Annotated in this window: 9 protein-coding genes; 7 read left to right on the forward strand and 2 right to left on the reverse strand. The window is 57.1% G+C overall.

The annotated features are described in order from the left end of the window. From repA to repC, 3 genes are all read left to right on the forward strand, one after another. Window positions 1-1,224: a plasmid partitioning protein RepA gene (gene repA, locus QA648_RS19320; protein WP_104827806.1), complete on the forward strand. Its 1,224-nt coding sequence runs from the start codon at window positions 1-3 to the stop codon at window positions 1,222-1,224. 116 nt (window positions 1,225-1,340) lie between these two features. After that, window positions 1,341-2,249, forward strand: coding sequence for a plasmid partitioning protein RepB (gene repB, locus QA648_RS19325; RefSeq protein ID WP_349254311.1), 909 nt, complete (start codon window positions 1,341-1,343; stop codon window positions 2,247-2,249). A gap of 386 nt (window positions 2,250-2,635) precedes the next feature. Further along, window positions 2,636-3,946, forward strand: coding sequence for a plasmid replication protein RepC (repC, locus tag QA648_RS19330; protein WP_283054323.1), 1,311 nt, complete (start codon window positions 2,636-2,638; stop codon window positions 3,944-3,946). A gap of 577 nt (window positions 3,947-4,523) precedes the next feature. Here repC and QA648_RS19335 read toward each other — a convergent pair. Further along, window positions 4,524-6,194 carry a transposase gene (locus QA648_RS19335; RefSeq protein WP_283053001.1) on the reverse strand — a complete coding sequence of 557 codons (1,671 nt, stop codon included), beginning with the start codon at window positions 6,192-6,194 and terminating at the stop codon, window positions 4,524-4,526. Between the two features lie 381 nt (window positions 6,195-6,575). Between QA648_RS19335 and QA648_RS19340 the strand changes: the two genes are divergently transcribed. After that, window positions 6,576-7,676 (forward strand): heparin lyase I family protein, encoded by a 1,101-nt coding sequence (locus tag QA648_RS19340; protein ID WP_283053003.1) that lies wholly within the window; start codon window positions 6,576-6,578, stop codon window positions 7,674-7,676. A gap of 76 nt (window positions 7,677-7,752) precedes the next feature. Here the strand turns inward: QA648_RS19340 and QA648_RS19345 are convergent, their stop codons facing one another. Then, window positions 7,753-8,919 carry a M20 aminoacylase family protein gene (locus QA648_RS19345; protein ID WP_283053004.1) on the reverse strand — a complete coding sequence of 389 codons (1,167 nt, stop codon included), beginning with the start codon at window positions 8,917-8,919 and terminating at the stop codon, window positions 7,753-7,755. A gap of 399 nt (window positions 8,920-9,318) precedes the next feature. Between QA648_RS19345 and QA648_RS19350 the strand changes: the two genes are divergently transcribed. From QA648_RS19350 to pepT, 3 genes are all read left to right on the forward strand, one after another. Then, window positions 9,319-10,581, forward strand: coding sequence for an adenylate/guanylate cyclase domain-containing protein (locus QA648_RS19350; protein ID WP_104825957.1), 1,263 nt, complete (start codon window positions 9,319-9,321; stop codon window positions 10,579-10,581). A 234-nt stretch (window positions 10,582-10,815) separates the two neighbouring features. Next, a complete protein-coding gene (locus QA648_RS19355; RefSeq protein ID WP_104825958.1) occupies window positions 10,816-11,334 on the forward strand; it encodes a DUF992 domain-containing protein in 519 nt (172 codons plus the stop codon). A 354-nt stretch (window positions 11,335-11,688) separates the two neighbouring features. Then, the gene (gene pepT, locus QA648_RS19360; RefSeq protein ID WP_104825959.1) at window positions 11,689-12,921 is read left to right on the forward strand and encodes a peptidase T; all 1,233 of its coding nucleotides are present in this window, start codon (window positions 11,689-11,691) and stop codon (window positions 12,919-12,921) included. Window positions 12,922-12,960: the final 39 nt, after the last annotated feature.

Consider the following 12,960-nt stretch of genomic DNA (forward strand, 5'->3'; position numbering starts at 1 on the left):
ATGGCGCTAACAGAACAAATCGAGCAGGAGAATGCTTTTTCCGAGGATGCTGCGACGAAGATCGTCCGGCATGCTGGCATGCTTTCGAACCAGCTCCAGGCTCTGCGAACCCGCATGTATCCGCCGAAGGCGGAAAAGAGCCTGCGATATTTCATGACGAATGAGGTCTCAAAATTGACCTCCATTCCCGACTCGACCCTGAAGCTGCTGTCCAATGAGGGCCGCGGCCCGGTTCCTAGCCGGCTAGAGAATAACCATCGCGCCTATACGCTGCAGCAGATCAATCAGTTGCGTGCCATGTTTGCCGAGCAGAAGCCTTCGGACGCATTGCGGTTTCTTCCTTATCGGCAGGGCAGGGAGCATCTTCAGGTGCTCGCGGTCGCAAACTTCAAAGGCGGCAGCGCCAAGACGACAACCAGCGTCCACCTTGCACAATATCTCGCGCTCCACGGCTATCGTGTTCTGGCGATCGATCTCGACCCGCAGGCCTCGCTTTCTGCGATGTTCGGTTTCCAGCCCGAGATCGACGTGCAAGCCAACGAGACTATCTATGCCGCTTTGCGGTATGACGACGAACGCCGGCCGATGAAAGAGATCATCCATCGAACCTACTTTGATGGCATCGATCTCATTCCGAGCAATCTCGAGGTTATGGAATACGAGCATGAGACGCCTCGCATTCTGGCGCAGCGATTGGGCAGTCGCGAGGGGATGTTTTTCGAACGGCTGAAGCTCGCATTGGACGAAGTCAGACATCGTTACGATGTGGTGATCTTGGACACTCCGCCGTCTCTCGGCTTCCTGACGCTTGGCGCCATTCACGCTTCGACGGGGATGATTGTAACTGTCCACCCGGCAATGCTGGACGTCTCGTCGATGAGCCAGTTCCTGTTGATGATGGGAGATCTCATCCAGGTTTTGGGCGAGAGCGGTGCCGTGTTGAAGCAGGATTTTTTTCGCTATCTCATCACCCGCCACGATCCGAACGATCAGCCGCAGTCGCAGGTGGTGGCCATGCTTCGCCATCTTTTTGGCGATGACGTCATCTTGCCGACGGCGATCGAAAGCACGGCAGTCGAGGCCGCAGGTCTTGCCAAGCGCAGCCTGTACGAATTGGAGATGGGTCAGGTCGGCCGCGATACCCATCGCCGTGCCCGCGATGCAATGGATGCCGTAAACGATGCCATCCTGGATTTGATCAAAAGCAGTTGGGGGAGGCGATGACGAAGTCCCCAAAAAGATCATCGCTTGCCGCAAGCTTCGGATTGCTGGCAGCCGATATCAATGCCGATACGAAGAACAGCGTTGAGCAGCAGGTGTCCGCTTCGGCGCCTGTCCGTGTGGGCGCCGGCGTCATTGGCGCGACCCATAAGGCGATCAGTGACATCAGGGACGAGCGCGACCGGCTTCTTGCCATGCTGGAGGCGGGCTCCGGCGGCTCGACCGAAATCGACACCGATCTGATCGATCCGTCGCCCTTTCCTGACCGGCTTCCTGACGACAACGACGAGTCTTTTGCGGAGTTCAAGAAGAGCATCGAGGAAGATGGGCAGAAGATCCCCATCCAGGTCCGCCTTCATCCGACGTTGGCAGGCCGATATCAGGTGATCTACGGCCATCGCCGCCTGCGCGCCGCCCGTGAGCTTCAGCGCCCCATCAAGGCGTTGACCTTGGACATGTCTGATCGTGATCTTGTTGTCGTTCAGGGGATCGAGAATGCTGCGCGTCAGGATTTGAGCTGGATCGAACGGGCGCTGTTTGCATGGCGTATGGACGAAGCCGGCATCCGCCCGAGAGATATTTATGCAGCGCTTGGGATCGACGACGCAGAGCTTGCACGTATGCGTTCCGTCTATCGCGTCGTCCCTCTCGACGTCATCGAGGCCATTGGCAGGGCGCCTAAAATTGGGCGCCCGCGATGGGTCGAATTCGGCGGATCGTTAAAAGCGAAACCTGATGCACTTAGGGCGATCAGAGAGACCCTGTCATCTGACAGGGTTTTGCGCTTGATGTCGAATGAGCGGTTCAGTCAGGCCATGGGAATGTTGAAAACTCCTGCGGCCCGCCTGCCCGGTCGAGATATTCGTGATGGACGCGGCAAATCCCTGGCGAGGCTTCAGATTTCTAAGAAAGAACTGAAGCTTGTGCCAGAGACCGACCGAGGTGTCCGATTTGCAGCCTTCCTAGAAGGCGAAATACCGGCGCTGATCGCGAAGTTCGATGCCGCAGATAAACAGGATGATTCATAAACCCTGTCAACTGACAGGGTTTTATCGCCGCGCCCCCGCGCGGATTTGGAATAAACTTATCAACGGATGAAGCCCTCACGGCGAGCCATTCGAGAGCCTTTGTATTCTTGTAGCGAAGATATCATTGCTCTTTTGCCGCGACCTTCGATCTGTTTGGTATCCGCTAATCAGCGGAAATCGCTCGGTCAAACACCGAGAAACCATGATTGAAACGAAGAGAGAAAGGTAAGCGACGGCAAAAAGAAAAGGCCCCCAAACGGCGAACCATTCGAGAGCCTTTGCATTCTTGTAGCGAAGATATCAATAGCTCCCCCCGAATCAGTTGTCAATGCATCGAAGTCGTTTCGGTGGCCGTATTCGCTTTGCCTGAGATCAGAGGCGAAGATATGCACAATTCGAATTTCATAACGACGCCGTTTGGGCGGCGGTCGATGACGCTTGGCATGTTGTCAAATCAGTATGACGCCAAGGATATCGAACCCGGGAAATCCGTCGACAAGTGGAAGCTGTTTCGCGCTCTCTGCGAGGCCAGAAGCGTTTTCGGAATTTCCGACCGCGCCCTTGCCGTATTGAACGCACTCTTGAGCTTTTATCCGGAAAATGCCTTGTCGGAGGAAAACGGCCTGGTGGTTTTTCCGTCCAATGCGCAATTGTCGTTGCGGGCGCATGGCATTGCTCCGGCGACATTGAGACGCCATCTCGCTGCTCTGGTGGCGGCAGGTCTGCTGATCCGCAAAGACAGCCCGAACGGCAAACGCTATGCAAGGCGGGACCGGAAAGGCGAAATCGACGAGGCCTTCGGCTTCAGCGTGGCGTCTCTCATCGCCCGCGCCGATGAAATCTTTGCCCATGCGGCAAGGATCGTCGCCGATCGCCAGCGCCTGCGCGTCACCAAGGAACGTCTGTCGATTTGCCGCCGTGACATCGCAAAGCTGATCGAGATCGCCCTGCAGGAACAAGCCCCGGGCGACTGGATGATGATCCAAAAGACATTCCAGTCGATCCTCGCAGCCATCCCGCGCGCGCCGCATGTCGGCGACTTAAGCGGAGTGCTCGACGAGCTGGAGATGCTGCGGGGTGAAATCCTTATCCGATTGGAAAAGCAGCTAGAAACACAAAAACAAAGCGCCACCGAATCCCAAACTGAGCGCCATATACAGAATACAGATTTAAAAAACATTCTTGAATCTGAACCGGCCTCCAGCACGCAACCAGCTCGAGACGCAACCCAGGACGACACCGTTGGTGCGTGCGACAGCCAGGAGAGTTCGCATCACCTTTCCATACCCACAGGCAACGTATATCGAGTGGCCACAGCCCAAAGACCAAGTAATCCTTCTATTCAGCCGCTGAAGTCTTTCCCGCTTGATCTTGTGATCCAGGCTTGCCCTGAAGTCGCATCATACGGCCACGCCGGTAAGGTCGAGAGCTGGCGAGACCTCATGACGGCGGCAATCGTCATTCGTACCATGTTGGGCATCAGCCCATCCGCTTACCAGGACGCTTGCAACGTCATGGGACCTGAAAATGCAGCAACCGTCATCGCCTGCATGCTGCAGAGGGCAGAGCATATCAATTCGGCAGGAGGTTATCTGCGCAATCTGACGCGAAGAGCGCAATGTGGTGAATTCGCTATTGGTCCAATGTTGATGGCTTTGGCGCGGTCACACAGGCTGCCAGGACGAGATGCGGCATGAAACATGTCCCCTGCGCAAGACCGGGGGAAATGGTGTTGAACAAGATCCTTGCGAACGATCTCGAGTTTGTACGCTTGCTCAAGCTTTAGGCCGAGACCCCGTACACTTTGTCTCAAGAAAAGAGCCGGAACTTGAACATGGGAAGGATGCCTACGTGAACAACTGCGAGCTCTCGGAGGAAAATTTCCAGCGACCGTCGTTAGGATCCTGTTGGAGACGACGCGGGCGCCAAAAGATCAATCATGTCACCTATTTCACTTTGCGTTCCGGCGTTATTGTAGTAACCTCCTACTCGTCAAATCGATCCGCATTCAGCAGTTTTGCCTGCGACGGATTATCCCCTCCCAGACACTCTTTTGATCGAAATTGAGCCCTTCCAAAGGGTATAGGGAGTGACGGAAGTTAAAGCCGAAATTACTTCCGTTTGGCAGCTTAGCTTAGATTTAACAGCCATTTAGACATAGGATAATTTGCATCCGCAAAAGGAGAAAATGGGGTACGTGGGGCAGATTTGGTGGCGGTGCCGGTTCATTGGGCAACGGTGGTGGCGCAGCCGAGCCGAAGCGGCCTCGGGTGTTCAAGCCCGAGCGAGAATGATCGCCGACAGGGGCGGAACCGGTTGGCCGACGTTGCCGATACCAAGCCGGTCACCGAGATAGTGGTAAAAGGACAGCCCAAGTTTCTGGCAGGTCTTCATAAGGCCGAGCATGACGTCGCGCGCAACACGGCCATCGCGGCTCATCGTGCCGCCGGAGATCTTTCGCTTCGTGACAAAACTCCGCAGATCATTTTCGGATGCATTGGTGTGCAGCGGAATCTCGGGATGCTCGAGCACCTTGAGTAGCTCGTTCTTCCTTCGACGCAGCCGCTCAAGCAGCTTATCGAGTGCCTCATAACCGGTGCGCAGGGCGAAGATCCGGTCGAACCGTCGTCGGAAGGCTGGAGCAGCATGCGGTGAGGGCCTCTGCTTCCAGGCCTTCAGCGCCTTGTAAAAGCGCCAGACGAGATCGCGAATAAGTGCGACGGATCGCTCCTCCTTGGCAGTGGCCGGCATAAGCTTTTGCAGAAGGCGTTCGGCGTGGACCCAACACAGCGCGTGATTGCCGACGCGGAACTGGCCGGCATCGTCGGACACGATTACCATGTTTCCCACCAGGCCATGATGGCGGATAGAACCCCAAAGCGCGGCTTCAGCAAGCGTGCCGATCTCCTGCCGATCGAAGATATCGACACCCTTGTCGGCCAGATGCGCCATGAACGGCACCTGGTTGCAGAAGCGTTGTGGTTCAAAAGTGCGAAGTCCAGCGGACACGACTGGCTCGCCACGGCGCTCTTTCAGATAGTCGAATGCGGCATCGTTGAGCACGTAGTCTTGGTAATTGCCGCGCAGCAGCGACAGGAAATTCAGGCGAGACTTCGATTTTGTGGTGCGAAAGACAGTAAAATTCGGGCCGCCGATGTGTGTGGCGTAACAGTTATTATGGGAATGCCGGGCGCCGGTGTCGTCAACCGTCACATAAGACGACGACACTAAACCGGCATGCAGCACCGCCGCGTCCTCGGCAACAAAGCCATCCAGCTGCTGGGTCAAAAGCCGGACGATCTGGCGTTTTGAGATGTCGAGACCAATGTCATTGAGCAATGTCGTCAGACGCGCGGTCGTTACCTGTCCTTGTGCATGCAACATCAGGCACAGCCGCCTGAGGTTGGTGCCATAGCCGCCGATGATCCCCGCCGGCAAGGGTGCCAGCACCGTCTTTCCATCCGGCGTCACCCAGCATTCGCGACGGTAATGCACGAGTTCGGCCTTGAGCACCAGGTCGCGAACATAGACGCTTTTGTACCCCTTGAAGCGTGAGCCGGCCGGGGCATTGATGCGCAGGATTTCCTGCCGGCTCACCCGTTTCACATCCAATTTTGCGCCGCGTGGCTTCTTCTTTGTCTGGGCTTTGTCATCGGATTTGGCATCCGTCGCCTTGTCCATACCGGAGGAGCGAAACGGCGGGCGCGGCGGCAGGTTCTTCAACCGGGCGATCTCGTCGCGCAGCAGCTGGTTGTCGAGTTTCAGGCGGGTGTTATCGAGCCGAAGGGCCGCATTTTCCTCGCGAAGCTGGATGGTCTCGGCCTCAAGCTTCTCAAGTCTGGCTTCTGCCTGCTGCGACCGCTCCAGCAGACCCGTCACCAAACTGCGCAACGCCTTTAGCGAAAGCGTGTCGGCATGCTCGGGGGAGGGGAGCCGTTTCGTCATGACAGAATCGAATCATGATTTGCCCCAGCAAGAGAATCCCCACGCTCGCGATCAACGCTCAAAGTGCGAGGTTATGCACACTTCTATGCTCGCTCACCGAAACGCTGCCACCGAATGTGCCCCACGTACGAGAAAATGGCTAGGTTTTGGAGCGGGAGACCCCGGCAGCAACTCTATGGACATGATCCCTCCTACCGTTATTTTCAGTAACCTGCATCCTGACAATTCCAGTCATTTGGCGACAGATTGAAACGCCAGGCAACACGACGGCGATGCAACGCGAAGGACAGGGTCCTCGTCCTTTTCGCTGGATTTCAATCCACGAGATTCTATGTTTAAACGTTCTTCCAGGGTGCGATGCGCGCCTATTGGGAGACGAAGATGTGGCGTTTGACGCCTGCTACTATGTTTCTTTTGATTTTTGTCGCGGTCACATCCAGCGCGTCGGCAGCCGAGCTTCTCTACAATGATTTCAGGTCGCCGACGCTAGATCAGAGCCAATGGTGTTCCTGCCAGATCGATAACAAAAATACACCGGTAACATTCTCGGCCGATCCAGCCGAAAGGAGGGATTACATAGCCGGGATTACCGTCAACGAATCCTCACTCGGCGGCAAGAAGTGCGAACCTGCTTGCAAGGCGCCGCAGGAGGTCCTGACTGCGCAACACTTCTTGATGACCGAAGTCAGCAGACCGGAGTTTCTCGGCACGAACTTCTTTGCGAAAGTGAAGCCGACGTGGGCGCCGACGGCGAACCAACCTGATCCCTATTGCGACGACAACGCCTGGAGCCGGGCCAAGGCAGCTCACCAGGAGGACGAATGCATTCAGCGTGAAGAGCTTCGCCTGCAAAAGACCTTCTTTCGAAGGTCCGATGTGCCGCTCGTCTATTCCTTCCGCTTCCGCATGCCGAAAGAGGTTTTGAACGATAAGGATTCCATTCGCTGGATAACGGCGCAATGGAAACAGGAGCCTATAAATAGCAAGTACGCGCAGGAGTTTGCGGGCTGGTCACCAAGCCCGTTTCTTGCCCAGCGCTATGATGACGGCATCCTGCATGTCACGGTTCAGGACGATATGTGCAGGTGCTTGATCGCCTCGGCGCCAGCCAAGGGAAGCAAGCTCTCCTGGAAAAACGGAACGCCGCATTATTGCCAGTCTATCCGGCCGGAGGACAGCGACGGCAAAGCCTGTACGCCCGATTTAAAGGTGGAATATGGCCGCAATCCCATCCTGTCGACGCCGGCGGGGAAATGGGTCGAGATGCGTTATCGCGTGCAGGCCGGTCGTGACGGCAGCGCTTTCATCGAAATTCACCAGGATGGCCGGTTCATCGCCAGGGTAACCGGCAAGATCGGGTATGAGCCTGATCCATTATCTCCGCCGATGACCAAGTTTAAGATCGGCCAATACCGCGACTATATACCGTCCTCGGACACGTTGGAGCTGGACTGGATCAGGATCGAGACCGCCCGAAAATGAAGCGGCCTTGCCCTGCGAGGCGTCAATCCGCGGCGCTCGAATGGTAAACCCGCGAACGAATGCCTTCTCCGTTCAGCTATGACAATTGCTGCGCAACCAGGGCGGCCCAGTAGTCGATGCCGTAGGCGATGGCATTGTCATTGAAGTCATAAGCCGGATTATGCAGATCGGCGCTGTCGCCATTGCCGACCCAGATGAGTGCGCCGGGCCGCTTTTCGAGCATATAGGAAAAGTCTTCCGAACCCATCGTCATCGGCCAGTTGCCGTTGACGCGCTCCGCGCCGACGACGCTTCTGGCGGCGGCGATCGCAACCGCGGTCTTCTCGGCATTGTTGACAGTCACCGGATATCCCGGACGCCAATCGATTTCGGCCTGCGTGTCATGGAGCTTCGCCGTCCCCGTCACCACATCGCGAAACCGTTGCTCTACGGCGCGGCGTGTCGCGGGCAGCATCGTGCGGACAGTGCCGCCGATTTCGACGGCGGGAGGGATGACGTTCAGCGCCTTCCGGTCGCCGCCGCTGATGAAGGTAACGGAAACGACGACGGGATCGAACGGATCGGTAAAGCGCGATGCGATCGACTGGAGCGCGACGATGACATGCGAAGCGGCAAGCACGGGGTCGCGGGCAAGATGCGGCGAAGCCGCGTGGCCACCTCGCCCGTGGATGGTGATGACGAAACGGTCCCCAGCAGCCATCATCGGGCCGCTGCGGATGGCGAACGAGCCGACGGCGAGGCCCGGCTGATTATGCATGCCATAGACTTCCTCGATGCCGAAACGATCGAGCAAACCTTCCTCCAGCATCACGCGCCCGCCGCCGCCGCCTTCTTCCGCCGGCTGGAAGATCAGAACGATCTTGCCCGCAAAATTGCGATCGGCGGCAAACCGTTTGGCGGCACCCAGGAGCATGGCGGTGTGACCGTCATGGCCGCAGGCATGCATCATGTTTGGTATCTTCGAGGCGTAAGGCAGGTTCGTCTGTTCGGACATCGGCAGCGCGTCCATGTCGCAGCGAAGCGCGATCGTCTTGCCATTGCCTCGATTGCCCGAGATCACCGCCACGACCCCGGACTTGGCCATCCCGGTCACTACCTCGTCGCAGCCGAACGCCCTCAGCTTCTCCGCCACCATCGCCGACGTGCGTGGCAGATCGAATAGAAGTTCCGGATATTGATGTATCTCGCGACGCCAGTTCTTGGCCTCATCCGCAATGATGCGCGATGCTTCGGACGGGTTCATGAACAGTCTCCTTCAGAAGGTCTTACAAATCGCCGCGATGCCGGCGGGAGCGGATCTGTACCAGAGATAACGACGAGCAGCATACGAGTATAGTCACCTTTGCAGACGGCCCAGGATATGTGCCGCCTGTCAATTGATTTGTGACCCGGGGACATTGCTCATCGTCTGCCATGCGTTTGACGGCCTGCGACGGTTCGCCTCACGTTTAAAGAATACGGAATTCGACCTATCTATCTTTGGCTAGGTAGCACGAGGCGCGGTATAGGTTCGCGCTTCGGTTTATAAAATCATGGGCTGAAGCCGATTGTCGTTCCAGGTAAATGACAATCGGCGTATATTCGCACTTCGGCGTGGATCGTTGCGCGACGACAGAGACCAGGTATTTGTGGGGTACGGGTAATGCAATTGTCATCGGAAGCGGCGTCCCGCTCGCATGTCGAGAGCCAGGGTATATGGCCGGCAAGACGGAGTAATATCCTCGATTGGCTGATGCATGATACCCGCGACGAACGCTTCATCGACAATATCCTCGTGGACTTGTGCGGGAGACTGCGGGCAGCGGGTATCCCGGTCGCACGGGCGACGTTGCATTTCAGAACGCTTCATCCGCAATGGCTCGGTGCACGAATCCTCTGGCGTATAGGGATGGAGGAGGCAAACATCAGCACCTTCAGCTACGGGGTGGAGACGACACCGCAGTTTCTGGCTAGCCCGATCAACGAGATCTTCAATGGAGCCGCCGAGGTTCGCCAGAACCTCGAAAAGCTGGATACGGCCGATCGGCCCGCCTATCCGCTCTACGAGGAAATGCATGCCGAAGGATTGACCGACTATATCGCCTGGCCGATCTACCATACGCTCGGCAAGCGCCATATCGTCACCTTTGCCGCCGACATACCGGGCGGCTTTACCGAAGAGCATGTCACCTTCCTGAAGGACCTACTGCCGGCCCTGACGCTGGTGAGCGAGATCCGGCTGAAGAACATCCTGGCCCGGACGCTTCTGCGCACCTATGTAGGGCCGCATGCCAGCGAGAAAATCCTTGCGGGTGCTACCACCCGCGGCAGCGGCACGACCGTCGGCGCGGCCATCCTCATCTGCGACCTGCGCGACTTCACGACGATTTCGGACATGTGGCCGCGCGACGACGTGATCGACCTTCTGAACGGCTATTTCGACGCGATGTCGGAGCCGATCGAGAAACATGGCGGCGAGATTCTCAAATTCATGGGGGATGGATTACTGGCCATTTTTCCGCTGAGCGATCCCATGGCCTGCGCTAACCTTCTTCAGGCGATCAGCGAGGCGGAGGCTGCGGTCGGCGCGTTGAATGAGGAAAATAGTCGGAATGGCCGCGAGGTCTTGCGTTACGGCGTCGGCGTGCATGTCGGCGATGTGATGTATGGCAATATCGGTTCGCGTACCCGCCTTGATTTCACCGTCATCGGGCCGGCCGTCAATGTCGCTTCGCGACTGGAGACATTGACCAAGGAGGTCAAACGGCCCGTCTTGTTGTCCAAGGCCTTCGTCGATATGGCAGGCTGTGAGATCGAAATGGAAAGCCTTGGTGCCTTCCCACTCAAGGGTCTTGGTGAACCGGTCGATGTCTTCGCCTTTGCGACGAATGGAAATAGCGTAGCGCGCCACAAAGCGCGATCCTGATATGTTTCCGAGATCATGCCCGGTCCATTTTCTGGACCTCGCGGAGCGAAAAAGCTGATCGCAAAACGTGAAGTGTCGAGGGCTGTCGTCTCTTGTATATTAGGACGAGTGGAAAGACGATAGCCGCCTCAATTTCGTGGGATCGTTCTGCGATCACGGACGTTAGTTTGGGCCGACTCAACGGCTCGGCGACCGGGTGCCCTGCACCCTGAATACTCTGACAAGGAGAGAAAGATGAATAAATTACTCGCCACGGCATTTTCAGTAGCAGCATTAATCGTCATCGGCGGGACGGGGGTACGCGCGGCCGACCTGCAAACCACCTACCAGGAGCCGGACGAGCGCAATGGGGTAAAGATCGGCTATCTTACGTGCGACGTCGGCGGCGGTGTCGGCTATGTGCTTGGCTCTGCAAAAGAGGCCGACTGCGTTTTCCGCTCGACCGTCGGAAAGGAGCGCATTGACCATTATAGCGGTGCGATCAGAAAACTGGGCGTCGATCTCGGCTTCACCACCCGCAGCCGTCTTGTCTGGCTCGTTTTTGCTCCGACAGCCGGCTATCATCATGGTGCGTTAAGCGGCCTTTATACGGGCGTTACCGCGGAGGCGACCCTTGGTGCCGGCGTTGGTGCCAACGTTCTTCTCGGTGGCAGCTCCGGCTCCGTGCATCTGCAGCTAATCAGTGTAACCGGCCAGCTCGGGCTCAACGTCGCCGCTACAGGTACGTCGGTGACGCTGACCACGATAGACTAAGCGTATCTTCATTTGCCAGTTCCGCCCCGTGCGTATCTTCTCTAGGGAGGGTACGCATAGGGTGCGACTACGGATGCATGATGGGACACTTTTAAAACGTGGTCATCGTGCAAATGATTGTCTTTGGTGGGTTACTCAACTACCTGGCTGACGCATTTTCAGCCCCAGACAACGCGTGCCGCCGGCGGTCTCGGTGGCATGGGCACACCCTTAGCGTGTTTGTGGTATTTTATACCAGCTAAGGTTATCTCTTGCTATACCGACAAAACGCTTCGGCAAAACGAAAATGCATTCACGGCCGCGTCCGCGAGGGCTATAGCTGTCCATCGTCGATGAATACGTGGACCTGAACTCATGACTGATACCGTTATCGATCGCTTCCTTCGCTATGTCGTTATCGACACCCAATCGGATCCCACGTCATCGACGCAGCCGTCTACGGAAAAACAGAGGAATCTTGGCCGACTCCTGGTGGAGGAATTGCTGGCGATCGGCCTTTCCGATGCGCATCTCGATGAGCACGGTTACGTCTATGCAACCGTCCCGTCCAATGTCGACAGGCCAGTGCCGGTCATCTGCTTCTGTTCGCATATGGATACGGCGCCCGATTTCACCGGCACCAATGTCAAGCCGCAAATCCTGCGAAACTATGGTGGCGGCGACATCCAGCTTCCGGGCGATCCGCAACAGGTCATTCGCGTCAGCGACAATCCGGTTCTGCGCGACCAGATCGGCAACGACATCATCACCTCCGACGGCACGACGCTGCTCGGTGCCGATGATAAGGCTGGCCTTGCGGAAATCATGACGGCCGCCCAGTTTTTGGTCGACAATCCGGAGATCGAACACGGAACGATCAAGCTTCTGTTCACGACGGATGAGGAAATCGGACGTGGGGTCGACAAGGTCGATCTGACGAAGCTCGGCGCAGAGTTCGCCTACACCGTCGATGGCGAAACGGCCGGCCATATCGAGGATGAAACCTTTTCCGCCGACGGCGTCGAAATCACCATTCAAGGCGTTGCCATCCACCCAGGTTTTGCCAAGAGTAAGATGGAGAACGCCATCAAAATCGCCGGCGCGATCATTAGCCGGCTTCCGGAAGACATGGCGCCGGAGACGACAGACGGCAGGGATGGTTTTGTCCATCCAACCGGTGTGACCGGTTCGATGGAAAAGGCAGCCCTCAGCTTTATCATTCGCGATTTCAACGATGATGGTCTCGCTGCCAAGGAGGCTATGCTCGAGGCGACCGTAAAGGAGGTGATGGCGGAATATCCCGGCTCCACCTATTCCTTCAAGGTCAGGCAGCAGTACCGCAACATGAAGACCATCCTCGACCGCCATCCGGAGATCGCCGACAACGCCATCGAGGCCGTCCGGCGCGCTGGCATGACGCCCGTGCGCGGCAGCATCCGAGGCGGCACCGACGGTTCGCGACTGTCGTTCATGGGCCTGCCCTGCGCCAACATCTTCGCCGGAGGCCATGCCTTTCACTCGCCGCTCGAATGGGTCAGCCGGCAAGACATGGAGAAGGGCGTCAAGACGCTTGTCGAACTGGCAAAACTCTGGGCGGAGCGCGCCTAACGCATGCGATGATAGCGTCGTCTGAAATAGATTGACGCC

Source organism: Rhizobium sp. CB3171, assembly GCF_029714265.1.
Taxonomy (GTDB): domain Bacteria; phylum Pseudomonadota; class Alphaproteobacteria; order Rhizobiales; family Rhizobiaceae; genus Rhizobium.

What these genes read in the sequence shown, in the direction of transcription:
- QA648_RS19355 (WP_104825958.1), top strand. Translation starts at nt 10,816, where the DNA reads ATGAATAAATTACTCGCCACGGCATTTTCAGTAGCAGCATTAATCGTC.
- QA648_RS19335 (WP_283053001.1), bottom strand. Translation starts at nt 6,194, where the DNA reads ATGACGAAACGGCTCCCCTCCCCCGAGCATGCCGACACGCTTTCGCTA.
- repA (WP_104827806.1), top strand. Translation starts at nt 1, where the DNA reads ATGGCGCTAACAGAACAAATCGAGCAGGAGAATGCTTTTTCCGAGGAT.
- QA648_RS19340 (WP_283053003.1), top strand. Translation starts at nt 6,576, where the DNA reads ATGTGGCGTTTGACGCCTGCTACTATGTTTCTTTTGATTTTTGTCGCG.
- QA648_RS19350 (WP_104825957.1), top strand. Translation starts at nt 9,319, where the DNA reads ATGCAATTGTCATCGGAAGCGGCGTCCCGCTCGCATGTCGAGAGCCAG.
- pepT (WP_104825959.1), top strand. Translation starts at nt 11,689, where the DNA reads ATGACTGATACCGTTATCGATCGCTTCCTTCGCTATGTCGTTATCGAC.
- repC (WP_283054323.1), top strand. Translation starts at nt 2,636, where the DNA reads ATGCACAATTCGAATTTCATAACGACGCCGTTTGGGCGGCGGTCGATG.
- QA648_RS19345 (WP_283053004.1), bottom strand. Translation starts at nt 8,919, where the DNA reads ATGAACCCGTCCGAAGCATCGCGCATCATTGCGGATGAGGCCAAGAAC.